This is a genomic window from Hyphobacterium indicum, from assembly GCF_003129605.1.
In the GTDB taxonomy this organism is placed as follows: domain Bacteria; phylum Pseudomonadota; class Alphaproteobacteria; order Caulobacterales; family Maricaulaceae; genus Hyphobacterium; species Hyphobacterium indicum.
The window spans coordinates 353,698-379,325 of record NZ_QBDX01000002.1; the positions used below are offsets into that span (position 1 = coordinate 353,698).

22 protein-coding genes and 2 tRNA genes are annotated in these 25,628 nt (G+C 58.7%); 9 read left to right on the forward strand and 15 right to left on the reverse strand.

What is annotated here, in order from left to right; genetic code table 11:
* Positions 1-230: 230 nt before the first annotated feature.
* Positions 231-1,517, forward strand: coding sequence for a PleD family two-component system response regulator (locus tag DBR16_RS06050; RefSeq protein WP_109260353.1), 1,287 nt, complete (start codon positions 231-233; stop codon positions 1,515-1,517).
* Here DBR16_RS06050 and mfd read toward each other — a convergent pair.
* Positions 1,514-4,951 (reverse strand): transcription-repair coupling factor, encoded by a 3,438-nt coding sequence (mfd, locus tag DBR16_RS06055; RefSeq protein ID WP_233347623.1) that lies wholly within the window; start codon positions 4,949-4,951, stop codon positions 1,514-1,516. The genes DBR16_RS06050 and mfd overlap by 4 nt on opposite strands.
* Before the next feature lie 41 nt (positions 4,952-4,992).
* On the reverse strand, positions 4,993-5,265 hold the full coding sequence (locus DBR16_RS06060) for an FAD assembly factor SdhE (protein WP_109260564.1): 273 nt from the start codon (positions 5,263-5,265) through the stop codon (positions 4,993-4,995).
* 64 nt (positions 5,266-5,329) lie between these two features.
* On the opposite strand from DBR16_RS06060, the gene recG reads away from it, so the two are divergent.
* A complete protein-coding gene (recG, locus tag DBR16_RS06065; protein WP_109260355.1) occupies positions 5,330-7,417 on the forward strand; it encodes an ATP-dependent DNA helicase RecG in 2,088 nt (695 codons plus the stop codon).
* On the opposite strand, the gene DBR16_RS06070 is transcribed toward recG, so the two are convergent.
* Positions 7,414-7,986: a DUF502 domain-containing protein gene (locus tag DBR16_RS06070; protein WP_233347625.1), complete on the reverse strand. Its 573-nt coding sequence runs from the start codon at positions 7,984-7,986 to the stop codon at positions 7,414-7,416. The two genes, recG and DBR16_RS06070, sit on opposite strands and share 4 nt — an antisense overlap.
* A 212-nt stretch (positions 7,987-8,198) precedes the next feature.
* On the opposite strand from DBR16_RS06070, the gene DBR16_RS06075 reads away from it, so the two are divergent.
* Positions 8,199-9,416 (forward strand): DUF3089 domain-containing protein, encoded by a 1,218-nt coding sequence (locus DBR16_RS06075; RefSeq protein WP_109260357.1) that lies wholly within the window; start codon positions 8,199-8,201, stop codon positions 9,414-9,416.
* Here DBR16_RS06075 and rfaE2 read toward each other — a convergent pair.
* Together rfaE2 and kdsA are read right to left on the reverse strand one after the other, a co-directional pair.
* Positions 9,413-10,876 carry a D-glycero-beta-D-manno-heptose 1-phosphate adenylyltransferase gene (gene rfaE2, locus DBR16_RS06080; RefSeq protein ID WP_109260358.1) on the reverse strand — a complete coding sequence of 488 codons (1,464 nt, stop codon included), beginning with the start codon at positions 10,874-10,876 and terminating at the stop codon, positions 9,413-9,415. The two genes, DBR16_RS06075 and rfaE2, sit on opposite strands and share 4 nt — an antisense overlap.
* Before the next feature lie 29 nt (positions 10,877-10,905).
* On the reverse strand, positions 10,906-11,760 hold the full coding sequence (kdsA, locus tag DBR16_RS06085) for a 3-deoxy-8-phosphooctulonate synthase (protein WP_109260359.1): 855 nt from the start codon (positions 11,758-11,760) through the stop codon (positions 10,906-10,908).
* Between the two features lie 97 nt (positions 11,761-11,857).
* Here kdsA and DBR16_RS06090 point away from each other — a divergent pair, with 97 nt between their 5' ends.
* The 4 genes from DBR16_RS06090 to DBR16_RS06105 are packed head-to-tail and all read left to right on the forward strand — an operon-like array spanning position 11,858 to position 16,691.
* The gene (locus DBR16_RS06090) at positions 11,858-13,309 is read left to right on the forward strand and encodes a cryptochrome/photolyase family protein (RefSeq protein WP_109260360.1); all 1,452 of its coding nucleotides are present in this window, start codon (positions 11,858-11,860) and stop codon (positions 13,307-13,309) included.
* The gene (locus DBR16_RS06095) at positions 13,306-14,667 is read left to right on the forward strand and encodes an NAD(P)/FAD-dependent oxidoreductase (RefSeq protein ID WP_109260361.1); all 1,362 of its coding nucleotides are present in this window, start codon (positions 13,306-13,308) and stop codon (positions 14,665-14,667) included. The genes DBR16_RS06090 and DBR16_RS06095 overlap by 4 nt, the downstream gene beginning before the upstream one ends.
* Entirely contained in the window at positions 14,664-15,437 is a 774-nt protein-coding gene (locus DBR16_RS06100) for a DUF1365 domain-containing protein (RefSeq protein WP_109260362.1), read from the forward strand. The genes DBR16_RS06095 and DBR16_RS06100 overlap by 4 nt, the downstream gene beginning before the upstream one ends.
* Before the next feature lie 27 nt (positions 15,438-15,464).
* Entirely contained in the window at positions 15,465-16,691 is a 1,227-nt protein-coding gene (locus DBR16_RS06105) for an SAM-dependent methyltransferase (RefSeq protein ID WP_233347626.1), read from the forward strand.
* Here the strand turns inward: DBR16_RS06105 and DBR16_RS06110 are convergent.
* From DBR16_RS06110 to DBR16_RS06120, 3 genes are read right to left on the reverse strand one after another with little or no spacing between them, the layout of a single operon-like run.
* On the reverse strand, positions 16,688-18,232 hold the full coding sequence (locus tag DBR16_RS06110) for a cryptochrome/photolyase family protein (RefSeq protein WP_233347627.1): 1,545 nt from the start codon (positions 18,230-18,232) through the stop codon (positions 16,688-16,690). The genes DBR16_RS06105 and DBR16_RS06110 overlap by 4 nt on opposite strands.
* A complete protein-coding gene (locus DBR16_RS06115) occupies positions 18,229-18,897 on the reverse strand; it encodes a DUF6134 family protein (RefSeq protein ID WP_109260365.1) in 669 nt (222 codons plus the stop codon). The genes DBR16_RS06110 and DBR16_RS06115 overlap by 4 nt, the downstream gene beginning before the upstream one ends.
* Complete coding sequence (locus DBR16_RS06120; RefSeq protein ID WP_233347629.1) at positions 18,894-19,511, reverse strand: cupin domain-containing protein; 618 nt, start codon at positions 19,509-19,511, stop codon at positions 18,894-18,896. The genes DBR16_RS06115 and DBR16_RS06120 overlap by 4 nt, the downstream gene beginning before the upstream one ends.
* A gap of 128 nt (positions 19,512-19,639) precedes the next feature.
* Between DBR16_RS06120 and DBR16_RS06125 the strand changes: the two genes are divergently transcribed.
* Positions 19,640-20,644, forward strand: a complete 1,005-nt coding sequence (locus tag DBR16_RS06125; RefSeq protein ID WP_109260366.1) for a cysteine synthase A — start codon at positions 19,640-19,642, stop codon at positions 20,642-20,644.
* Here the strand turns inward: DBR16_RS06125 and DBR16_RS06130 are convergent.
* Positions 20,641-21,648 (reverse strand): amino acid ABC transporter substrate-binding protein, encoded by a 1,008-nt coding sequence (locus DBR16_RS06130; protein ID WP_109260566.1) that lies wholly within the window; start codon positions 21,646-21,648, stop codon positions 20,641-20,643. The two genes, DBR16_RS06125 and DBR16_RS06130, sit on opposite strands and share 4 nt — an antisense overlap.
* A gap of 112 nt (positions 21,649-21,760) precedes the next feature.
* Between DBR16_RS06130 and metC the strand changes: the two genes are divergently transcribed.
* Positions 21,761-22,903 carry a cystathionine beta-lyase gene (gene metC, locus DBR16_RS06135; RefSeq protein ID WP_109260367.1) on the forward strand — a complete coding sequence of 381 codons (1,143 nt, stop codon included), beginning with the start codon at positions 21,761-21,763 and terminating at the stop codon, positions 22,901-22,903.
* Positions 22,904-22,907: 4 nt separating this feature from the next.
* On the opposite strand, the gene DBR16_RS06140 is transcribed toward metC, so the two are convergent.
* The 6 genes from DBR16_RS06140 to DBR16_RS06165 all read right to left on the reverse strand — a co-directional run bounded on the left by DBR16_RS06140 (position 22,908) and on the right by DBR16_RS06165 (position 25,578).
* Positions 22,908-22,984 (reverse strand) — tRNA-Arg (locus tag DBR16_RS06140).
* Between the two features lie 31 nt (positions 22,985-23,015).
* Positions 23,016-23,321 (reverse strand): ETC complex I subunit, encoded by a 306-nt coding sequence (locus DBR16_RS06145; RefSeq protein WP_109260368.1) that lies wholly within the window; start codon positions 23,319-23,321, stop codon positions 23,016-23,018.
* A 248-nt stretch (positions 23,322-23,569) separates the two neighbouring features.
* On the reverse strand, positions 23,570-23,956 hold the full coding sequence (locus tag DBR16_RS06150; RefSeq protein ID WP_109260369.1) for a DUF5615 family PIN-like protein: 387 nt from the start codon (positions 23,954-23,956) through the stop codon (positions 23,570-23,572).
* Between the two features lie 8 nt (positions 23,957-23,964).
* Positions 23,965-24,609, reverse strand: a complete 645-nt coding sequence (locus tag DBR16_RS06155) for a DUF433 domain-containing protein (RefSeq protein WP_109260370.1) — start codon at positions 24,607-24,609, stop codon at positions 23,965-23,967.
* A gap of 236 nt (positions 24,610-24,845) precedes the next feature.
* Positions 24,846-24,922, reverse strand: a tRNA-Pro gene (locus DBR16_RS06160).
* A gap of 62 nt (positions 24,923-24,984) precedes the next feature.
* Positions 24,985-25,578 carry a DUF192 domain-containing protein gene (locus tag DBR16_RS06165; protein WP_109260371.1) on the reverse strand — a complete coding sequence of 198 codons (594 nt, stop codon included), beginning with the start codon at positions 25,576-25,578 and terminating at the stop codon, positions 24,985-24,987.
* Between the last annotated feature and the right edge of the window lie 50 nt (positions 25,579-25,628).

Here is a 25,628-nt window from a genome sequence, read left to right on the forward strand (position 1 = left end):
GCCAGCCTGTGGGTGCAGGCTGGCGCATCTGGGATAGTTCAGACCGGTTTCCCGGCCAAGACAACGGACGTGCGAGGGACAAGAAGGTGTCCGTTGATCTCGCAAACAGGAATAAGGGGGGCTGCTTGAACGCTATATGAACGAAATCCGTGCTATCGGTTGAGCGGTTTCCACATTCACTTTTTTATGACAACCTGTCGTCATTCGCCTTGGGGGAAGGCCGCACCTGCATGCTGAATATCGCTCTTATTGATGCCGATGGAAATCTGTCGCTGAAACCCGGCGAGCTTGATGTCTATCAGATCAATACCCATACCATTCCGGTCGATAAACCCCGCCCTGCGGACCGTATTGACGCCATCGTCATTTGCGCATCGGATCCTGAACACGCGCGGGAACTGGCGGATTTGCATGCCGGCAAGGCGAAAGGCCGGCCGCCTGTCATTCTGATATCCGATACAGTGCCTCCGCCAGACGGATTTGATGGCTGGCTGCGTCGTCCGGTCTCGCCGGTCCAGCTTGCCAATCGTGTTCAATCCCTGCGCCGCCTCTGGGTGATGGAGGATGTCGCGCGACGGCGCCGTGCGGCCGTCGAGGTTTTCGGTCATCCGGTAACGGGTGAACTCCAGGCGGAAAAGCGGCCGACAGTGCTTTTTGTCGGCGATGCCACATCCCGGTTCATGGCGATCCGCCATGCGCTCAACGCATCCGACACCGGCATGATCGCCGCATTTTCTTCATTCTCGGCGTTCGATTACTTGCATGAACGCCCCTTTGATGCCGTCATTCTGAATGCAATCAACAAGAAGGAGCTGGCTTTTACCATCTCCTCCGCCATGCGCCGCAATGCCCGCCTCTATCACACACCGGTGCTGTTGCTGACACCTTCCGGGCGCTTCGACGCGGCTGATGAAGCTTTCGCGCGCGGCGTTTCAGACATCCTTCCCGACAATGCAACACCGGCTGAAATCAGTGCGCGGGTCTTGCGTCTGGCAGACGAACGCCGCCGCCGGCGCGCCGCCAAGGCGCTGCTCGAGAATTGCCGGGCCCGCTCGACCACGGATGCGGAACTGGGCCTGTATCGTCCGAAGCTGGCCCTCGCCCACTTGCAGGACTTGCTGAATACAGCCGCGAGAACCCACAAGCCGACCGGTCTGGTCCTTATGGCCATGGAACCGCCGGATACCGCCATCAGCCCTGAAAAACTCAGCGGCGCCCAGGTCCAGTTTGCAGCCATGTTGCGCCATTTGCTGCGGGCCGAGGATTTTCCGGCCCTGATTGCAGCCAATCTTTATGCGGCCATCCTGCCCTATACCGGCAAGGACGGCGCTGAATGTGTGGCAGAACGCGTGTCAGCAGTGGCCGAATGTACCGCTTTTGATGGCGATGATCCCTTACACCCATTCCGCCTGAATATTAATTGCGTCTCGCTGGAAGCAACAGGCGAAGAAACCGCCGAAGCCCTGATCGAACGGGGCACGCGGATGCTGGATCGTGCCCGCCTGGAAGCCGTCTAGCCGGACGTCCGCCGCGCCAGATCAGCCAGGCGGGCCAACGCGCGCTCCATGCCTTTCAGCCGCTGCCGGGCCTCGGGCCAGTCACCGGCGATGAAGAGTTTCTGATCCGGACGGACGCGGAATTCGTGCGGGTTATCAGTGATCAGCTTCACCAGACCGGCCGGGTCGGCAAACGCATCATTGCGGAACTGGATTGTGACGCCCTTGGGCCCGGCATCGATTTTCTGAACGCCGGCAATCTTGCACAGCATCTTCACCTGCATGACATGCATGAGCTGTTCGACTTCCTCGGGCAACGGCCCGAACCGGTCGATCAGTTCAGCGGCAAAAGCCTCGCGTTCCGCCTTGTTGGCGAGGTTTGAAACCCTCCGGTAAAGCTGCAGCCGCAGATCAAGGTCGGCAACATAGCTTTCAGGTATCAGGACTGCTGCTCCGGCATTGATGGACGGGGACCAGTCCCGGTCATCCTCTTCCCGATCGTTCTGGAGCGATGCGACCGCCTCCTCCAGCATGGACTGATAAAGCTCGACGCCAACATCGCGGATATGTCCGGATTGTTCTTCACCCAGCAGGTTTCCGCCACCGCGAATGTCGAGATCATGGCTGGCCAGCGAGAATCCCGCACCTAGCGTATCGAGCGAATGCAGGACCTGCAGCCGGCGCTCGGCCTGCGGCGTGATTCCAGTGTTCGGCGAAGTGGTCAGATAGGCATAGGCGCGCGTCTTGGAGCGCCCGACCCGGCCCCGAAGCTGATACAGCTGAGACAGTCCAAATCGGTCGGCCCGGTAGATCACCAGCGTATTGGCGGTCGGAATATCGAGGCCGGATTCCACGATCGAGGTTGAGACCAGCACATCATACCGGCCTTCATAGAAGGCGGTCATGATATCTTCGAGCCGCGTTGGTGCCATCTGGCCATGTGCGACCACGAAGGAGACCTCCGGCACACGCTCACGCAGAAATTCCGCCATGGCGTCGAGGTCGGTGATGCGGGGCGCAACAAAATAGCTGAGACCGCCGCGATACTTCTCGCGGAGCAAGGCTTCCCGTACGGTCACCGGATCAAATGGCGAGACGTAGGTGCGGACGGCCAGACGATCGATGGGCGGTGTTGCAATGATCGACAGATCGCGGATCCCCGTCAGCGCCAGTTGCAGCGTGCGCGGTATGGGAGTGGCCGTCAGCGTCAGCACATGAACATCCGACCGCAGCGCTTTCAGACGTTCCTTGTGCTTCACGCCGAAATGCTGCTCCTCGTCGACAATGAGCAAGCCCAGATCAGAGAACTTCACCGAATCCGACAACAAGGCATGTGTTCCAACAACGATCTCGGCCTTGCCATCCTGCAATTCCTGCCGTGTCAGCGCCGCTTCTTTCGCAGGCACCAGACGCGATAAATGCCGCACCTTGACCGGCCAGTTGCGGAAACGGTCAGAGAATGTCTTGAAATGCTGGCGGGCCAGCAATGTAGTCGGCGCGACGACGGCAACCTGCCGGCCTTCCATGGCGGTGATGAAAGCGGCTCTCAGCGCCACTTCGGTCTTACCGAAGCCTACATCCCCGCAAATCAGCCGGTCCATCGGCCGGCCGCTGGCCAGATCCCCGAACACATCCTCGATCGCAGAGAGCTGATCATCGGTTTCGACATAGGGGAAAGCTGCGCTGAACTCGTCATACGTCCCGCTTGGCGGTGTGATGACGTCCGCTTTCCGGGCATTGCGCTCTGCGGCAATCCGGATCAGCTCCTCGGCCATGTCGCGCAAGCGCTTCTTGGCTTTTGCCTTGCGCGCCTGCCAGGCGACGCCGCCCAGCTTGTCCAGCTGCACGCCTTCACTCTCATTGCCGTAGCGGGAAAGCAGTTCGATGTTTTCAACTGGCAGAAACAGTTTTGATCCGCCGGAATATTCGATTTCGAGGCAATCATGGGGGGCGTCCTGAACGTCCAGCGTTCTGAGCCCCAGATAACGCCCCAGCCCGTGATCACTGTGGACGACCAGATCGCCCACGCCGAGCGAGCCCGCCTCCAGAATGACCTCTGCGCCTTTCTTGCGGCGCGGGCGTGCCAGCCGGTCACCGAGCACATCCTGTTCGGAGATGACGACAAGATCCGCCGTCTCGAATCCGTGTTCGAGTGGCAGGACCGTGCGCAGCGCCACGCTCGGGACCGCCTTTTGAATATCGGACCAGTTATTCGCCTGCTGCGGTGTCTTCAGACCGTGGTCGGCCAGAACACCGCCCATCCGGTCAGATGCGCCTTCCGTCCATGAGGCGATAACAACCCGCTTCCCGAAAGAGAGTTGTGACTGGATATGTTTTGCGGCGGCATCGAAGATATTGACACCTTCCGCGGCCCGTTCAGCGGCAAAGCTGCGGCCCTGGCGCCCACCGGCATCCATGGCATCCGGCTCGCTGAAAGGCGTAAAGCGGCGCGTATCGAAGGGTTGGATCGCGGCATCAAAATTGTCCGGCGGTAGATAGAGACTGTCCGGCGGCAAGGCACGATAGGCGGGAGCCTTGATGCCGCCCGTCACGGTCCCGGCAGCTGACTTGCGGGCATCGTAATAATCGGCCACCAGCTCATTGCGCTGGGCGAGCGCATCGGATGCCTGATGATCAATGGCAATCAGGGCGTCCGGCCCGAGGTAATCGAACGGGGTTTCCAGCGTCTCGTGAAACAATGGCAGCCAGTGCTCAATGCCTTGCGGTCTCAATCCGGAACTGACCCCTTCATAGACGGGATCCCCATCCGTGATCGCCCCAAACGCCCTGACATATCCAGAACGGAACCGGGAAATACTGGCCTCATCCAGAAAAAGCTCGCTGACCGGTGAGAAAGTGATGGATTTCAATTGCCGGGTGGAGCGCTGCGTTTCAGGATCGAATGACCGGACCGATTCAAGCGTATCCCCGAACATGTCGAGCCGGACCGGCTCCTCCATGCCCGGCGGAAAAGCATCCACAACACCGCCCCGGACCGCAAAATCTCCCGGCTCCCGGACAGTTGTCGTCCGCGAATACCCGTTCGCGGTAAGATAGGCCTTCAGCGCGTCCAGATCGGTGACTTCGCCGGGCTTCGCCTGAAAGCCGCGCGACGCCATTGTTCCCCGTGGCGCACATTTTTGTGTGACCGCATTGATCGTCGCGATGATCAGCAATGGTGATGAATCAGCCTCATTCCGGGCGGCCAGCCAGGCCAGGGTTGCCGCCCGCCGGGCGGCAACACGCGGGCTGGGCGATATCCGGTCATAGGGCTGACAATCCCAGGCTGGCAGGCGCAAGGCAGGAATGGACGGCGCAAAGAATTGCCATGCACTTTCAAAAGCGGCCGCGCGCGAGGCATCCCGTGCAATGAACAGGGCTGTCCCGCCCCGCTTTTTCAGGGCCTCGCCTAGGATAAGCGCGTCATACCCCTCCGGCGCACCGCCGATCGTCAACCTGCCCGGTGACGAGACTATGGGCTCGACCCAATCCACGTTCAGGGCTTGCTGACAGCGACGGCCGAGGCGGCGAGTGCGTCAAAGACCGGACCGCGGAATTCGTCCGGCACCTGTTCACGGCCGACGATCCAGGCATAAAGGTCCTGGTCCGGCGTATTGATCAGGGCTTCGAACTCATCCAGCGCGGCGGCATCCATAACCGGCAGGTTTTTGCGGGCAAATCCGCCAATCACCAGATCGGCTTCCTTGAAGCCGCGATGTTCAGCGCGGAAGAGCAAACGGCGGCGGCGTGTTTCAACAGTTTCTGACATGGGACGGCCATATAGGCTGACCCGGCGCTGGCGTGAAGCGCCAGTCTGCCGCAATCTGCACTTCATGCGTCCGGAGATTCTCTTTTCCCTCTTCAAGGAGGTCACCACCCTGCCCGGCCTCGGGCCGAAACTGGCTGCTCTGGTTGAGAAAGTCGCCGGCAGCCGCGTGCGCGACCTTGTCCTGTTCCGGCCGGTCTCGGTTATTGACCGCAGCTTGCGGCCCACCATTGAAGACGCACCCGAAGGTCAGATCGTCACGATCAGGTGCGAGGTGGAAGGTCATATCGAGCCGCCCAAAAACCGGTTTACGCCCTACAAGGTCCGCATGAGCGACGAGACCGGATTTCTGCACCTTGTCTATTTCAAACCCCGCATCGATTATCTGAGACGCCTTCTGCCGGAAGGTGAAACGCGGATTGTCTCTGGCAAAATCGAGAGATTCGGCAGTGAAAAACAGATTACCCATCCTGATCTTGTCCTGACAGAAGCGGAAGCCATGGAGCTCGGCGGACTTGAGACCGTCTATCCGCTGACGCAAGGCCTCAGCCTGAAAGTCCTGCGCAAAGCCATCCGTGCTGCCATGCAGAACCTTCCGCATCTGCCTGAATGGCATGATGGATCGGTCTTGCACGAGCGGAATTGGCCCGACTGGCATCACGCCCTTCATATACTCCATTATCCGGAAAACATCGCAGAAACCGACCCGGCACATCCCGCGCGCCAGAGACTGGCCTGTGACGAATTGTTTGCCCGGCAACTCGCACTCCAGATCGTCGCGCAACGCCGGCGACGCCGCGCCGGGCAGCCCGTCATCGGCAATGGTGAGAGTGTCGACAAGGTTCTGGCGGCAGCACCCTTCACGCCGACAAACGCACAGCTGCGCTCTTTTGGTGAAATCTCCGGCGACATGGCCTCCGATCGCCGCATGATGCGATTGCTTCACGGGGATGTGGGGGCCGGGAAAACCTTCGTCGCCGCATTAGCAGCGGCGCGGGCGTATGAAGCCGGATTGCAGACCGCAATCATGGCACCCACTGAAATCCTTGCCCGGCAACTGGCGCGGAATATCGAGACCTTTCTGAAACCGGCCGGCATGACCGTGGGGGTCCTCACAGGGCGCGACAAGGGGAAAAAGCGAAGCGACATCCTGGACTGCCTGGAACGCGGTGAAATCGATGTCGTGTGCGGCACGCATGCTCTGTTTCAGGAGGGCGTAACGTTTTCAAATCTCGGCCTTGTGGTAATCGATGAGCAGCATCGCTTTGGCGTTTCCGACCGGCTGAAACTCTCCTCGAAGGGCCGCCGCCCGGAATTGCTGGTGATGACCGCAACCCCCATTCCGCGAACATTGTCGCTTTCGGTCTACGGCCATATGGACATGTCCAGACTGGATGAAAAACCTGCCGGCCGCCAACCGCCGGATACCCGCACGATTTCCATGGAGCGGATCGACAGCGTGATTGACGCCATTGGCCGCGCCATCCAGCGGAATGAACGAGTCTATTGGGTCTGCCCGCTGGTCGAGGAATCCGACCTTTCCGACCTCTCGGCTGCAGAAGATCGCTATCGCCAGCTTACGGCAATTTATGGCGAGGACCGTGTTGGTCTCGTCCATGGGCGCATGAAGGCTGCGGACAAGGACGCCGAAGCCATGCGCTTCCGCGATGGCGAAATCGACATCCTTGTGGCGACAACCGTCATCGAAGTCGGGATCGACGCGCCGGATGCGACCATCATGATCATCGAGCATGCGGAGCGATTTGGTCTCGCCCAGTTGCATCAGCTGCGCGGCCGCGTCGGGCGGTCAGACAAGGCATCAACCTGCCTCCTGCTCTATCAGGCACCGCTGGGCGAGATTGCCCGGAAGCGCCTCGATATCATGAAGCAGACAGATGATGGCTTTGTCATTGCCGAGGAAGACTGGAAACTCCGGGGAGCCGGCGATCCGCTGGGCGTACGACAGAGCGGGCTGCCGGAATACCGTCTCGTTGATATCGAAGCGCATCTGGACCTGATACCGCTCGCAAACGAAGCGGCAAAGAAAGCCGTTTACGAAGATCCGGATTTCAAGGGCCGTTACGCCGAAGCCCGGCGGATACTGCTCTATCTGTTCGAACAGGATGAAGGCATCCGGCTGATTGAATCCGGCTAGCTTTTCTTGTCCAGCTGTGCCGCTTTTTCCTTGATATGCTCGGGGACATCGGCGCGCGCCAGCCCCTCGGGCGTCACCAGACCGAAGGAGATGATCATCTTGGCGGCCTCTTCCACCGACATTTCCAGCGGCATCACCCGTTCACGCGGTGTGTAGAGCAGAAAGCCCGAGGTCGGATTCGGTGTAGTCGGGACAAAAATACCGATTGCATCCTCACCGACATCATCCCTGATTTCGCCCTGTGCGGCCGCCGTTACAAATCCAACCGCATAGGAGCCCTTGGTCGGAAATTCGACGAGGACGACCTCTTGGAAAGATTGCTGCCGGCTGGAAAACACAGTCTCGGCGATCTGCTTGACGGCGCCATAGACATTCCGGACCAGAGGCACCGAATTGAGCAGGCGTTCGCCCATGCCGATCAGTGTCCGGCCAAAGAAATTTGCCGCCAGGGCACCCAGCAGCGTCAGTCCCACGACAGCCACGACCACGCCTAAGCCGGGCAAGGCAAACGGCAGATAGCTCTCAGGATTATACTGGGCCGGAATGAGCGGCTTGATAACCTGATCCACGAAAGTCACAAAAGTATATATTAACCAAACAGTTACGGTCACCGGCAAAGCGACGACGATACCCGTAAGCAAACTATTTCTCAGCCAGCGAAACACGCCTGACCTCCTTTCCGGTATTTCAGACAGCCAATCCGGTTGATTCTCCGCCGAACTGGGCAACACTACGCCTCCGGCGGATCAACGCCAACACGCAAGAATGTTCAGGGTCAGGCATGCTCAAAATCTGGCAATCCGTATCCCGCACCCGCATTGCCCTGTGGGTGATCACAGCGGCGGCGATCGGCTTCCTGCTTCTGGTCGCATTGGCCGCCTGGATATTGCGAGACCAGATTTACCAGTCCCTGCTTGATCCCGGCGAACCCTATCAGACCTATATCCGGCCGGACGCACCGGATTATTCCGCCAATACCGCCTGGTATGCACGTCCGGCAGTTCAGACCGGCCAGGCAGCTGTTTTCTTTGTCCATGGCACAACCTATTCCGGCGGATCAGAGTGGAATGCCGCCATCGACGCCGAGGAACCGGCCAATCTGGTGATTGAGGAACAATTGCCCAATTTTGCAGCGCCATTTGCGAATGCCGGAGCCATTTATGCGCCCCGCTATCGTCAGGCCGCGCTCTATACCTTCATGAATCTCCGCGAGGACGGGGTTGCTGCCCGTCTGACGGCCTCCTCGGACGTCCGCAATGCATTCGTGGCTTTCCTGGAACTGATCGGGGATGACACACCATTCCTGATTGTCGGTGTGGGCCAGGGCGGATTGCACAGTCTCGCCGTCCTGACCGAAGATGTGGCACCGCGACCTGATTTGCGCCGGCGATTGGTTGCCGCCTACATCCTCGAGCACCCTCTGCCGCTCGATTTGCTGCAGAACCAGCTGGCGGACATTTCAGCGTGCGAAACCCCATCCGACTTCCGCTGTGTTTACAGCTATGTTTCCGCCGTTTCGGAGAATGAGGACCGGATCCGGTATCTGACGGAACGAACCATGACATGGGCATCGGGCGGCGCGCTGGCGCGGGTCGAAGGACGCGGCCTGTTGTGCGTCAATCCCATTCTGGGCGCGCGAACAACCGATTACGCTCCCGCCCGCCTCCATCGTGGCGGCGCGCAAGCCTCCGGTTTCCGTGAAGGCGCCTCCCCGGCAGCCCTGCCTGCACAAACCGGCGCTCAATGCATTGACGGTGTGCTGATGACAGAATTGCCGAGGTCCCGGTCGCTCTACCGCCCACGCCGGCTGGCCGAGCATTTCCGGCTCCCGCCCTTCAATCTGTTCTACGAGGATTTGCGCACCGATGTCGGGCAGCGCGCAGCAGCCTTCATGCCGGTCTATACTGACGAGAACATGCAGGCACCGCCAATGGGCCAACCCGAGGAAATCGAGGATGCACCCGTGATACCGATTCCCGACCGGGCGGACGGAAATTAGGATTGTTGATCGGCGAGTCTTTGCAACAGGCCTGTGGTGGATTGACCTTCAACCAGGGGAATTAGTCGGATTTCCCCGCCATAGGATCTGACGATTGACCCGCCGAGCGGCAACAGGTCCTCGACCGTATAGTCCGCGCCTTTCAGATACACGTCCGGACGCAGCGCCTCGATCAGGCCGGAGGGTGTATCTTCATCAAAAACAACAATCTGGTCCACAGCGGCAAGCGCCGACAGAACACTGGCCCTGGCGTCTGCATTATTGACCGGACGGCCCTCACCCTTGAGACGGCGCACCGAGGCATCCGAATTCAGACCGATGATAAGGCGGTCACAATGCGCACGCGCTTTTTCCAGATAGCTGACATGCCCGGCATGCAGGATATCAAAACAGCCATTGGTCAGACCGACTTTCAGGCCATGTGCGCGCCAGCGGGCGACAGTTTCCACGAGCTGGGCAAGGGAATCATGTCCCGTCTTGTGGCGTCCGGCACTGGCAGCGACGAGCAGATCATCCGGGGAAACCGTTGCGGTTCCGACCTTGGTGACCACTTCACCGGATGCATGAACCGCCGCTTCCATGGCCGACCGCAGATCAGCGCCGGCGGCCAGAGCGATCGCCAGCATTGAAATCGCCGTGTCACCGGCCCCAGAGACATCATAGACTTGGCGCGGTTGGGCCCGCACATGCATGACCCCGCGCTCGCCATAAAGGCTCATTCCTCTCGAGCCGCGCGTCACAATCAAATGGCTGACATCATCAAGCCCGCCATAGACGGTCTCCAGCCCGGCGGCTGTCGACTCGTCATCTGCCGGATCGATGCCGCATTCTTCAAACAATTCCAGCGCATTCGGCTTGATCAGGAAAGCTCCATTATAGCGGGAAAAATCCCGCCCGCGGGGATCGACACAAACGCGCTTTCCGGCTTCGCGTGCCAGCCGCATCAAGCCATTACTGATCGCCGGTGAAACCACACCGCGCCCATAATCGGAGAGAATGACAATGTCTGCTGATGCTATTTCCAGCCGGATTTTCTCCAGCAGCGCCGCGGCTATTGTGTCCGAGAGTCCGGATTTCGGATTGCGGTCGACACACAGCATCTGATGGCCATTGGAGACAAAGCGCGTCTTGACAGGTGTCGGCCGGTCCGAAGCGATCACAATCGAATTGACCGCGCCCTCCGTGTGCAGCCGATCGGCTACATCCCGTCCCTCCGCATCGTCCCCGATCACACTGACCAGCGTGGCGTCAGCGCCGAGCGCCCGCAGATTTCGGATCACATTACCGGCACCGCCCAGCATCAGTTCAACGGCGTTTTCGTCCAGCACAGGCACAGGTGCCTCACGGGAAACGCGATGCGTCGAGCCGTACACAAAACGATCCAGCACCACATCGCCGACACAAAGGACCCGCAATCCCTTGGCCTGCTCCAGAATGCCGGAGAGTGTCGTGATATCCATTTTGTCCCCGCCTGAATGCCCGCGCTGAACTACCAGCCCTTGGTCAACTGGTCATATTCAAGCAAACGCGAGACCATATCTTCAAACTGGCTCAACGGCACCATGTTGGGACCGTCGGATGGCGCATTGTCCGGGTCGGGATGGGTTTCCATGAAGACCGCTGCGACGCCGATCGAAACTGCCGCGCGCGCCAGTACCGGTACAAATTCGCGTTGACCGCCACTCGTGCCGCCCTGCCCGCCCGGTTGTTGCACGGAGTGGGTCGCATCGAACACCACCGGACAGCCGATATCGGCCAGCACCGGAAGCGCGCGCATATCGGAAACGAGAGTATTATAGCCAAAGCTCACACCGCGCTCGCACGCCATGACATTGGGATTACCGGCCTCTGTAACCTTGGCAATGACATTCTTCATGTCCCACGGGGCCAGGAATTGGCCCTTCTTGACATTGATCACCTTGCCGGTTTTGGCCGCAGCAATCAGCAGATCGGTCTGCCGGCACAGAAAGGCCGGGATTTGCAGAACGTCCACCGCCTGTGCGGCGAGCGCGCATTGTTCCGCAGTATGAACGTCGGTCAGCACCGGCAGGCCGGTCGTTTCCCGGATTTCCTGGAAAATCGGAAGCGCGGCTTCAAGCCCGATGCCGCGGGCGCTGGAAATGCTGGTACGGTTCGCCTTGTCGAAAGACGTCTTGTAAACAAGGCCGATACCGAGACGGTCCGCAATTTCCTTCAACTGACCGGAGACATCCAGCGCATGATCGCGGCTTTCCAGCGCACAGGGCCCGGCCAGCAGGACCAGCTTCTTGGCATTGGAAATCTGGATCGGGGCCGCATTCGGACGCGGCACCTCGATAACAGCATTCGGTTGGCTATTCGCCATGATCTGTCTTCCTGCAATCTGCGGTGCGGATGCAACTGATCCGCTTCTTATCTGCTTACGTAGTTATGGGAGAAAAGAATAGAAGGCCGCTGAAGTTTTGTCCTCCTCCCCCCGTGCCCCTGTCATTGTCTGGTTCCGTCAGGATCTGCGGCTGTCGGACAATCCCGCTCTCGAGGCAGCCCGACAGACCGGCCAAGCCGTATTACCACTCTTTATTCTCGACGATGAAACCCCCGGGCAATGGAGACGCGGCGGCGCCAGCCGCTGGTGGCTGCATCACAGTCTGGCGGCACTGTCCGGGGCTCTAGAAGCGATCGGCAGTCATCTATTGTTGCGGCGCGGGCCAGCCGGCGCTGTCCTGAAGGCATTTATCGAAGAAACGGGCGCAACCGCCGTCTTCTGGAACCGCTGCTTTGAACCTTTCAATTGCGAGCGTGACAAATCCATCAAGGCGGAATTGAGCAGCAGCGGTCTGGATGTGCAGTCATTCAATGCATCGCTGCTGGCTGAGCCATGGACCGTAAGAAACAAGTCCGGTGATCCCTTCCGGGTGTTTTCCCCCTTCTGGCGCAACATCCGCTCAGAACTCGACCCGGGCTATCCTCTCAAAGCCCCCGAACACTTGCCTTCCCCGGCAGAATGGCCGGCGGGCGATCCTCTGCAAAGCTGGAATCTGCTGCCGCGCAATCCGGATTGGGCTGAAGGTTTCAATACCGTCTGGACCCCGGGAGAAGCAGGCGCCCGGAAACGCCTGGAAGATTTCTTGGCCAGTGGTGCAAGGCAGTATGCCGGCGGCCGCGACCGGCCGGACAAGCCCTATACGTCGGGCCTGTCACCGCACCTGCATTTCGGTGAAGTCAGTCCACGCCAGATCGTCAGCGCGACCGAAAGCGTCCGCGATGATATCGGCGACCGCAATGCCGAGAAATTCCTCAGCGAGCTCGGCTGGCGGGAGTTTGCCTACAGCCTTCTCTTCAATTTCCCGGACCTGCCTGAAGCCAATTACCAAGCGAAATTTGACCGGTTTCCCTGGCGCCAGGATTCCGCCGCGCTGAAGGCCTGGCAACGCGGCCAGACCGGATATCCCATGGTCGATGCCGGCATGCGCGAGCTCTGGGCAACAGGCTGGATGCACAATCGCGTCCGCATGATCACCGCCTCCTTCCTCATCAAACACTTGATGATCGACTGGCGTGAAGGCGAAAAATGGTTCTGGGATACGCTCGTTGATGCGGATCTCGCGAATAATTCCGCGAGCTGGCAATGGGTCGCCGGTTCCGGAGCGGATGCTGCCCCCTATTTCCGGATTTTCAATCCGGTTACCCAGGGGGAGAAATTCGATCCCGACGGCGATTATATCCGCAAATGGGTGCCGGAACTGGCCCGCCTGCCGGGCAAATATCTCAACCAGCCCTGGAATGCCGGCCCTCTCATCCTGAAAGAGGCCGGGATCGAGCTTGGAAAGACCTATCCCGCACCCATCATTGATCATAAGGCGGCAAGAGAACGTGCCCTTGCCGCATTCCAGAGTCTCAAGGAAACGGCATGAGCCCGGTCATTACCCCTGATTTCATTCCCCGCAGGAAAATCGCCATTATCGGTGCCGGCATTTCCGGGCTCGGCGCGGCCTGGGCGCTGCGTAATGTGCATGACATCACGCTGTTCGAGAAACGCAGCCGGCTGGGCGGGCACGCCAACACCGTCGATATTGATTACGATGGCACGCCCATAGCGGTGGACACGGGCTTTATCGTCTACAATCCGCTCAACTATCCCAACATGGTCGCTCTGTTCAACGAGCTGGGCGTGGAGTCGATCCAGTCGGATATGAGCTTCAGCTTTGCGCTGGACGGCGATATCGAATGGTCATCCAACGGACTCGGCGGCCTGTTTGCGCAGAAGCGCAATGCCCTGCGGCCCTCCTACATCGCCATGCTCCGCGACGTGCTGCGCTTCAACAAAACCGCCCCCTGTGACCTAGAAAGCGGCAGATTAGCAGGGCTGGCTCTGGGAGAGTATCTGGAGCAATTGGGCGCCGGTGAGCGCTTTACCCGCAACTATCTGCTGCCCATGGGGGCGGCCATATGGTCTGCCAGCGAAGAGGAAATGCGAGCCTATCCAGCCGATGCTTTCATCCGATTCTTCCAGAACCACCGCCTGATGAATATGTCACGTCCGCAATGGCGCACGGTCAAAGGCGGCAGCCGCGAATACGTCAAGCGGATTGCGGCGAACCTCGAAGGCCATGTCCGGATATCCGCGCCGGCCAGCGCCATATGGCGACATGAAAACGGTGTCAGCATCCGGATGGACAGCGGCGAGACGCAGGAATTTGATGAAATCATCCTCGCCTGCCATTCCGATCAGGCCCGCCGCCTATTGAAAGACCGGGACGATCAGGAAGACGAATTGTTGTCGGCCATCCCCTATTCCAACAACCGCGCTGTTCTGCACCGCGATCCATCATTGTGCCCGAAAAGAACCGGCGCTCGCGCCGCATGGAATTACTGCCGCGATGAGGCCAACGGCCCCGCCAGTGTGACCTATGACATGAACCGGCTGCAGGGCATTGATCCGGCAAGACCGCTATTCGTGACCCTGAATCCACACCGGCAACCGGACCCTGCCCTGACCTTTGGTGAATTCCAGTATGACCATCCGCAATTCAGCACGGCCGGGCTGGCAGCGCAGCGCATCTTCAACCGCATACAGGGCGTCCGCCATACCTGGTTTGCCGGTGCATGGCTGGGCTATGGCTTCCACGAGGATGGTCTGCGGTCAGGCCTTCGTGTTGCCTTGCGCCTTGGCGGGCAAATTCCCTGGGCCTTTGTTGATGGCGATATCGACGGCGGCCGCTGGGGCGAGCGCAGAATCGTGGCGAAGCCCGCCATGGCAGCGGCAGAATGACTTCGCCACTCCATATATGGCGTGGGTCAACCACGCATAGACGTCTCAAGCCTTTTGAGCACCGGTTCCGGTATCCCGTCGCCATGATCGGGATCGATCTCGGCCGTCTGGAAGAGGCGGATCGGACCGGAATGTGGTTTGGCGTCAATCGCGCTGCCTTGTTCAGCTTTCATGAGAAGGATTTCGGTGCCCGGGATGGATCAGGGGTAAAGCGCTGGTCCCGAACACAGTTTCAGGCCGCCGGAATAATGGGCATCAAACGCGTCATCCTGATCTGCCAGCCGCGCATTATGGGTTACCAGTTCAATCCGATTTCCCTGCATTTCGGATACGATAGCCACGGCGTCTTGCGAGGCATCATCTATGAGGTTCACAATACTTTCGGCGAAGCTCATGCCTATGTTGCGCCCATCGCGGCAAATCGGGTTGAGCATCATCGCGCCGACAAGGCGTTTCATGTTTCGCCCTTTTTTGATGTGTCCGGACAGTATGCATTCGCACTTCAGCCACCCGGCGAGTCGTTGGCGCTGGCGATCCGGAAGGTCGCAGACGACGGTCCTGACTTTCGAGCGTCCATGTCGCTGAAACGGACGCCGGCAACCAGCAATGGCTTCCTGGGCTGGTTTGCGGCTTTCCCCTTCTCCACCCTTACCACCATCGCCCTGATCCATTTCGAAGCCCTCCGCCTCTGGCTCAAGGGTGCGCGCTATCACAAACGTCCCTCGCCGCCCGTAAAGGCGTCAACGCCGGTTCTGGAAACACGGCCATAAAAACAGTAAGGTTGAATCATGACCTCCATGAGCCGATCCGCATCCGTGGTGGCAACACCCGAGACCATCAAGGCGCTGCAGGGCCTTCCTGTGGGCATGAAGACCGGGCTGAACATACTTTTGCGGCTACCCAACGGACAATTGACGATCCGCTTCCCGGCCGGCCAGTCACTGACCTTCAAGGGCAAGTCCGCGGGGCCGGTAGCCGAACTCCATGTCCGGGATTACCGCTTTATCCGCCGCGCGCTCGCCGGCGGTGATGTCGGTCTGGGTGAAGGTTATATGGAAGGCGAATGGACGACGCCCGACCTGACCGCCCTGCTTTCCTTCTTCTCGGTCAATCTTGACGCCAAGCCGGATATCGTGGCGGGCGGTCCCATCACACGCTTTTTTCACTGGGCGTTTCATCAGCTCAGAGCCAACACCAGGGCCGGCGCGAAGAAAAATATCGAGGCCCATTATGACCTGGGCAATGACTTCTACGAGAAGTGGCTCGACCCCTCGATGACCTATTCATCGGCCCGCTTCACCCGGGACGGCCAGCCGCTCGAGGACGCCCAGCATGAAAAATACCGGGCGCTGGCTGATTCCATCGACCTGAAGGAAGGAGACCATGTTCTGGAAATCGGCTGTGGTTGGGGCGGATTTGCAGAATACGCAGCCCGCGACCGCGGAGCACGGGTGACCTGCCTGACGCTTTCAACCGAGCAGCGCGCCTACGCAATCGACCGTATGGAAAAGCTTCAGCTGGGCGACAGGGTAGATATCAAGCTTCAGGATTATCGGGACGAATCCGGTGTATACGACAAGATTGCCTCCATCGAGATGTTCGAGGCGGTCGGACAGGAATACTGGCCATCCTTTTTCTCGAAAGTCCATGATTGCCTCAAACCGGGCGGCAAGGCCGGACTGCAGATCATATCCATTCGGGACGATCTCTTCGAAACCTATTCAAGACGGGCCGATTTCATTCAGCGCTATATATTCCCAGGCGGCGTACTTCCCAGCCTGACCCGGCTGAAAGAGGAATTCGTCAATGCCGGCCTGACGCTGGACCGGGTTGAAGCTTTCGCTACCGACTATGCAGACACGCTGGCCGAATGGATGAAGCGGTTCACGGCGAGTTGGGACGAGATCAGGCCGATGGGGTTTGATGATCGCTTCCGGCGGATGTGGGAATTCTACCTCGCCTATTGCGAGGCCGGTTTCCGCACCGGACGCATCGACGTGGCGCAATACGCTCTCAGCCGCTAGGCAATTCCGATCTCCTCGAAAAACCGGCGGCTGTCCTCCCGGATCTCCGTCTTTTTTTCGGCACTCATTTTAGCCAGATTGCGATAGGGCATGGACAGGCGCTGATTTCCCTTCAGCCTGTCCGCATTCTCGATCAGGAAATTCCAGTAGAGATAATTGAACGGACAGGCGTTCGGTCCGTTTTTCTGGCTGACCGAATAATGGCAGCCACGGCAGTAATCTGACATCCGGTTGATATAGGCTCCACTGGCCGCATAGGGCTTTGTGGCCATCATTCCGCCATCGGCAAAAAGCGCCATCCCATGTGTGTTGGGCAACTCCACCCATTCATAGGCATCGGCATAGACCAGCAGATACCATTCCTCGACGGCCTTCGGATCAATTGCTGCCAGAAGCGCAAAGTTACCGGTAATCATCAAACGCTGGATGTGATGCGCATAGGCATGCTTGCGCGTGGTTTCCACCGCATCGCGGAGACACGCCATCTGTGTGTCACCGCTCCAGTAGAACGACGGAAGCGGCCGTCGGGCTTCGAGATGGTTTGTCTCGGCATAATCGGGCATTTTCAGCCAGTAGAGCCCGCGCACATATTCGCGCCAGCCGAGGATCTGCCGGATAAAGCCTTCCACCGCATTGAGCGGTGCGCGGCCGGACCGCCATTCCGACTCGGCCCTGCGGCAAACGTCCATCGGATCCAGCAGCCCGCAATTGAGATAGAGCGATATCACCGAGTGAAAGAGAAAAGCCTCGCCCTTGGACATGGCATCCTGGAAGTCACCAAATTGCGGCAGACACGCCTTCAGAAAGAAATCCAGATCCGCCCCGGCTGCCTCAGCGGTGACACCATAGTGAAAGGGCTCGAGGTCGCCAAAATGAGCGGAAAACCGCTCCGAGACCAGCCGGATGACATCATTGGTGATCTCGTCTCTCGGATGACGGGGCCGTTCGGGTATTTCCACCGACTCCGGAAGGCGTTTGCGATTTTCCCTGTCGAAATTCCACTGCCCGCCTGCAGGCTTACCGCCCTCCATCATTAGCCCCGTCTCCCGTCGCATCTCGCGGTAGAAATACTCCATCGTCAGGCGTGTACGCCCCTCGGCCCAGTCATTGAATCGGGCCAGCGGGCAGATGAAACGATCATCGGGACGAATATACACGAGCAGCTCCAGACGTTTGGACCACTGACGCATTTCATCCAGCAGCCGCCATTCGCCGGGCGATGTAATGATGAGGCCCTCAAATGTGCGGCCCTTATCGGAAATCAGCCGTTCGACTTCACCGAACAGCGTGCCAGAATTGCCGCGATCATCCAGCTTCACATAGCGGACATCATATCCCTGTCCGGACAAATCCGCTGCAAAATGGCGCATGGCCGAAAACAGAAAGGCGATTTTCTTCTTGTGGTGAGCCACATAGCCGGCTTCTTCATCGACCTCGGCCATCAGGATGATATCGCCGGCGGTATAATCACGCAGCGATGAGATCGATGCCGAAAGCTGATCACCCAGAATGAGCCGGATGCAGCCGCCTGATGGGCTCAAATGTCCCGGCGGACATAGGTGATGTCCTGTCCCCGCGCGGAAAACCGGCTTCTGACCCATTCCCCATTGGCATCATACCAGAGCTCGAGTGTGAGCGAGCCTTCCAGCCGGATGTGCCGCGCTTCGATCTGCCGCCCGCCGACCTCGATATTTGTCATGCCCAGCTCGGTGATGGTCACCGGCATTTCGTTCCCGGTTTCGGTATTGATCACCGTATCAAGCCCGGGCGCATAGCCCGCCCAGTGGCTCGAAGGCGTCAGCGACGCCGGGAGGCTGACAGGCTGCCGGTTGCCCTCCTCGTCAGATCCCTGACCTGAAAACACATCGCCATTGCGCGAAAGGCTGACTCTGAGCTGTTCGCCATCCTTCAGCGTTGTGGTGTCAATCCGCGTCAGTCGGCCATCCTCATAGACCTCGACCGCATCATGCTCGTACCGGAACACAGTAACCGGACCGATCCGGACCCGAAGTTCGACATCGGTGGTGACCCGCAATTCATTCCCGTTTTCTTCAAACCGGAGAATGTGAGCGCCAAACAGGCTGTCGCCCCGGAACACATCGAAGGCAATGGTCCCTGTATCCGGAACGGCCTCGCGATTGACCGCCAGGGCCGGGGACACAAAGGCCGCGATCCACACCGCGCCGGTCAGAATTACGCGCATCATGACAACATCCTTGCAGCAATGGACATCAGAGGATTCCGGAACCGGTAACCGCCGAGAGAAACAGCAAAACAGATACACGGCTCACCGGCCAGTCCTACAGGCGTGTGCGGCTCGCCCGCCTGCCCGGCACAGACATCGCCACGATGATAGACGCCCTTTTCATCCGAAAAGCCACCCTGCAGAACCAGCGTCAATTCCTGCCCATAATGATCATGGTGGGGGATCGCGGCACCGGGCCGGATTTTGAATAGCCGTGCATCCACGCCCGGCTCGCATAAACGCTTCACCTTGCGGCCCTCAACGCCGCCCAGCTTGCTTCGCCACGGACTGGCGGATGCATGGAAGCCATAGCGACGGAGAGCGGAAGGAAAGAGCGGATCAGGATTGTCCAATACATCCGTCCGGATGTCTTCGACAGGCGCAGGCACCGCGGACATCACATCGTCACGGAAATCATGGGCCATAAGGACGGCGCCGATCTGGTCGGCCAGCTCCAGGCGCGAGCGGATCAGCGGGTTGATTTCTGCGGCACTGTCGACCAGCACGCGAACCGCCACAGGTGCCGCACCGCTGGCGCGATCCACAATCCATTGAGAATCAAGATCCGAAAGCAATCATCCAACTCCACTCTGTCTGCCCGTTATTACGCCAATGCCGCCATTCCAGATCACAATGCGTGGACAATCCTTGCAGCCGGCTTTTTGCGCCCATACCTTCTGCCGGTCATAATCTGGATTCTCCCATGAAACCTGCCCGCAATATCATCGACCTGATCGGAAACACGCCGCTGCTTCGTTTGCAGAAAGCGTCCCGGGAAACCGGATGCGAAATTCTGGGGAAGGCCGAATTTCTCAATCCGGGCGGATCGGTAAAGGACCGCGCCGCGCTGGGCATTATACGGGAAGCTGAAAAATCCGGCGCACTCAGACCCGGCGGAACGATTGTCGAAGGGACGGCCGGCAATACCGGCATTGCCCTGGCCATGATCGGCGCCGCCCTGGGCTATCGCGTTGTCATCGTTTTTCCGCGCACCCAGTCAAAAGAAAAAAGAGACGCGATCCGCCTGATGGGGGCCGAGTTGATCGAGGTTGATGCCGTGCCGTATGCCAATCCGAACCATTATGCCCGCTATTCGGGCCAATTGGCAGAGGAGCTGAACCGGACCGAGCCCAATGGCGCTATCTGGGCCAATCAGTTCGACAATACCGACAACCGCAAAGCCCATTATGACACCACCGGTCCGGAAATCTGGGATCAGCTGGAGGGCCGGATTGACGGCTTTGTCTGCGCGGTTGGTTCGGGCGGAACCATTGGCGGCGTCTCGATGGCACTCAAGGAACGCAATCCCGCTATCCGGATCGGACTGGCCGATCCGGGCGGAGCCGCCCTTTATGGCTTCTATGCCGAGGGGGAATTATGTGCCTCTGGGACATCCATAACCGAAGGCATCGGTCAGAGCCGGGTCACGGCCAATCTCGAAGGCATTGAGGTCGATCAGGCCTGGCGGATCGCGGATGAGGAAGCCCTGCCCGTCCTGTTCGATCTGGTGGAGGAGGAAGGACTTTGCCTTGGCGGATCGGCCGGTGTGAATATTGCCGGTGCCATTCGCATGGCCCGCGAAATGGGCCCGGGCCATACCATTGTGACCATCCTGTGCGACCATGGCTCGCGCTATCAGAGCAAGCTCTACAACCCCGAATTCCTGAAGGAAAAAGGACTTCCGGTTCCGCCCTGGATGACCGCCTAGCGGAAGGGCGGTGAATACAGCAGCCCGCCTTCGGTCCACTGCGCATTGAGACCGCGCCGCAAGCCCAGGGCCGAGCCCTGGCCCAGATTGCGGTCGAATATTTCGCCATAATTGCCGGTTGCATCGATCATCGTGACCGCGAAATCGGGGGCCAGGCCCAGGCGTTCTCCGAAATTGTCCTCCTCTCCCAGCAACCGCCGGATCTCTCGGTTATTGCTGGTTCCGGCGGCGGTTTCGGCATTGGCGGATGTGACGCCGAATTCCTCGGCCGCGATGAGTGAGAACAGTATCCACCGGGATATGTCGAGAAACTGCGAGTCCCCGGAACGGATAACCGGTCCGAGCGGTTCCTTGGAGATTACATCGGGCAGCAGAACATGATCGGAGGGAGTCTCGAGGCTGACACGCAGCCCGGCCAGCGACGACAAATCATTGGTATAGACATCACACTCACCGCTCGCATAACCATCCAGACCGGCTTGTGCCGTCGGATATTCGATCACTTCGACAGTCAGGGCGTTCGCTGCAATGAAATCCTGAAGATTGAGCGCCGTGGTCGTGCTGCCCTGAACGCAAATGCGGGCACCATTGATGTCGCGGGCGCTCGATATGCCAAGATCGGCAGGCACCATGAAACCCTGGCCGTCATAATAGGCAATACCGGCAAAATCGAAGCCCTGGCCTACATCCCGCGCGAAGGTCCAGCTGGTATTGCGGATCAGGATATCAATCTCGCCATCCGCCAGAGCATTGAACCGTTCCGCGGTTGTGACCGGGACAAAACGGACATCCCGGGCATCGCCGAGGATGGCAGCGGCATAGGCGCGGCAGAGATCGGCATCAAAACCGGACCAGTCTCCATCCTCATCACGGTTGGCAAATCCGGCCAGGCCGCCATCCACGCCGCAGAGCAACACGCCACGAGTCTCGATGGCCCGCAGGGTCGATCCTGCTTGCGCCACCTCTCCGGTGTCCACCGCAAACCCGGCCAAACCGCCCAGCATCACAATGGCGGCTTCGCGCAGACGGCGCGGCGACAGGAAGGTCAAGGGCGACACCGGACAAAAACTCCTGTTGAATGAACGATCCTCTATGACGTGTTTAACGGGGAATCGAATGAAGCGCGACACCCAATTAATGCGGGCTGGCCGTCCGCACCATGGAACCCGGCCCGTCAATGTGCCTGTGGACCGCGCCTCCACCATTCTGGCCGGGACGGCAAGGGAGCTCTACAACCGCCCGGACGGCACGCCGCTCTACGGGCGTTTCGGCACGGAGAGCCAGAACGCGCTGCGCAGTGCGCTGTGCGAAATGCAGCGGGCAGATTACTGCGCTCTGACGCCCTCCGGCCTGTCAGCCATGACTCTGACCGCCATCGCCGAGGTAAGCGCGGGCGGACATGTGCTCGCATCAGACAGCCTTTATGGCCCGACCCGCATGTTCCTGACCGACACCGTGGCGCGCTGGGGCGTGGAGGTGGAATTCTACGATCCGCGGGCGGGAGCCGGGATCAGCACACAGATAAAGGCCAACACCCAACTGGTCCTTTGTGAATCGCCCGGCTCGCTGACTTTCGAGGTCCAGGACATACCGGCGATCTCCAAGGCGGCCGCAAGAACCGGGGCCCGCATCATGGTCGATGATACCTGGTCGGCCGGGCTTAATGCCAACATGCTGGATCTCGGGGCCGATTATGCTGCCCAGTCCCTCACCAAATATGTCGGCGGCCATTCCGATGTCATCATGGGGGCGGTGCTGGCGCAGGGTGAAGCAGCAAAACGCCTGAAACAGGCCGAATGGCGCATGGGACTTTACGTCTCGCCGGATGATGCCTTCCTGGCATTGCGCGGTCTGCGGACACTTGAATTACGCATGGAGAAAAGCGCCCGCAATTCACTCGAAATTGCACGGCGGCTGGCGGATCATCCGGCGGTTGCTTCAATCATACACCCGGCCCGCGATGACCATCCGGACCACGCGCTCTATCTCCGGGATTTCACCGCGCCCGCAGGCGTGTTCAGCGTGGAGTTTGCGGGTTGGGACATTGCACGAAGCGAACGTTTCCTCGATGCGCTGGGGATTTTCGGCCTGGGGTTTTCCTGGGGCGGGTTTGAAAGCCTCGCCGTGCATTGCGATCCGCAATTGCGCCGCCATTTCCGGACCGCTCATGACGGCGCATTGATCCGCCTCGCCATCGGCCTGGAGAATGTCGAGGATCTGTGGAATGACCTAGAGCAGGCGATCAGTGCCAGCGCCTGAAAACTGGCGACCCCGGCAGGACTCGAACCTGCAACCGTCGGATTAGAAGTCCGGTGCTCTATCCAGTTGAGCTACGGGGCCGTGCGCGCGGCTGGCCGCACCCGAACCGGCATCAATGCGACCAGGGTTCTTTCCGGTCAGCGGCGAAATTCGACGCATAGGTTTTCGGCTTGCGCCGGATTTCCGGTTTCTCGGTCACGCGGAAAGGTATGCCATACTTGTTGGCATAGGCCACAGCCTGATCCTTGTCGTCGAATTTGAGGCGGATCTGAGCGGACATGTCCGACGATGAATTCCAGCCCATGAGCGGATCCGGGCGTTTGGCCATGGACGGCTCGAATTCGAGAACCCATGCGCGGGTTTTCGCTTGTCCCGATTGCATGGCGGTACGAGAGGGACGGTAGATCTTTGCAAACATGACAGCCCTCAAGGCCTCCAGAATTAATGGTCGGGGCGGCAAGATTCGAACTTGCGACCCCTCGGTCCCAAATCTGACACGTTGATCAATCGATCACGGTCTTTAGATCGCTGGTTATACAATAAAAAAAGGTAAGTCCAGCTGCAGACGCGGAAGAAAGAAAACTGCTGAGATTCCCTAAAAATGGCTCAAAATTGAGCAGTCGCCCCGTAATAACCCCGTACAAACTGTTTAAACCACCAATCGCACTACCTGTGCGTTCGAATCACATTCTTATTGATCGAAATGTGCAATCGGCGAGCTTTCTTGCTCTCGCTTATTTTCCATTCGTGCAATATCAGCGACATCGCACTGTCAAGTCGCTGCACCGCCAATGTTGGACATTGGATTAGAAGCAGACTGAGGGTGGAAAACCTGCCTTTGCCGATGCCACCTCTTTTTGCCAGCTGCTTCATGTCCGAGTCGCAAGCAACCAAGATTGCATCATTTTCAAGCGCCGCCTTACATACGAAAGGATCTGCGCTTCCTGGGGCTATTGCATCCTTTAAGTAAATAACTGTGTGCCCGGATTTTTCGAGGTACCCACCGACGCTCTTAGGAACGCCTTCGTCTAAAAAAAAACGAAGAACAGTCATCTTCTATGTCAAGCAACCCTATCGAATTCAGCGACCGCTTCTACATCGCGTTTTGTCAGCACCGGATATTCACGAATAATTTGTTCGGCAGAATAACCAGCCTCGAGAAATTCCAACACTATCGAAACAGGTATACGGGTCCCGGCAATCACTGTTTGATTGTGCGCAATATTTCGCTTCTTAGCGACCATCCCAATTGTATTGCTATCGCGCTCCCACATAAGTTCGATTTTTTTCTGTAGGTTTCGCCGAACGACTTGCAGAGGCACATTGAGCACGCCTTGACAGGAAACGACCTCTTCCCTCCGCCGTGTTTCTGGATTGTCGAACACGACCTTTCTGTTCAACACGTACAAAGTTGTTTTTGACCAGAGCTCGTCGCCAAGATGGTCCAGCTTTTCTCGGACTTCACGAAGATGCTGCATCGAGACACGAGCGTTATTCCGCAACTCGTGAATCACTTGGATGCAAACAAGGTCTCTGAACGAATAGGTACGGCTATAAGAAAGCCTGCGGTCCTCATCTGCAAAAGAGGGCGTAAAAAATCCCGAACGGTCCCAGCTTTTTAATTGATTGCGTGAAACCCCAGTTAATTTAGCCGTCTGTTCCTCTGTGAAGGCAAATACGACATTGCTCGAATCAAAATCGGTCACTTTCGCCTCCCAGATTGCTCCTCACGCATTTGATGAGCTCTTTTTATGACCCAGAAGTTACAGAAAGACATCATCCCTGACCATCCCTCAGCAAAAAAATGCCTTGAGATGAGACATCCATAGACGCGGATTCCAGCACAAAACTGGCACCTAACATGCCTAGACACGGTTTCCCGTAATTACCCCGTACACGATTGAAGCAACGAAAGTGAAAATCGCTAAGTAACTGATTTCATTGGTCGGGGCGGCAAGATTCGAACTTGCGACCCCTCGGTCCCAAACCGAGTGCTCTACCAGACTGAGCCACGCCCCGACAGATGAATTCCGTTATCGTCCGGCGGTGTTTAGTGGTGTCCTGGCGGACTGGCAAGCCAATCACTCGTCTTCAGGTGCAGCCGGCACATCGGCACCCGGATCGTTGTCAGCCCCCGATGTGTCCCCGTCATCCGAAACCTCTTCGGTTTCAGCCACTTCGATATTGTCGAACATGTCATGACGGACAATATCACCGGGACGGATGCCGGCATCACGGGTCAGGCCGCCGCGCACTTCCAGCACGCCGAGAACCGGGAAATCCGATCCCAGGGGACGCAGGGAATGCGGCTGGGCATTGGCGATGATTTTCAGAATTTCACCATCCGGCGCGATATAGATCAGATCCAGCGGAATGAGCGTATTGCGCATCCACATCGAAACCGTCTGGACCTCACCATAATTGAACAGCATGCCCTCATTGTCGGCGAGCGCTTCCCGGAACATCAGGCCGCGCTGACGCTCTTCATCACTGTCAGCAATCAGCGCATCGAAGACGACATCCCCTTCATCAGTCTGAACGATGACCGTTTCCGGCACGCCAAACTCGATGACGGTTTCAGGATGTGCGGGATCACCCACGGGTGCAGGCGGCAGCTGGGCGAAAGCAGCAGGCGCAACAAGCGCGAAAACTGCGGAAATCAGAAAGCGTTTCATGCCGCGCAAGCTAGCGGCCGGAAGGCAATTTCGCAATTGTCTATGGCTGT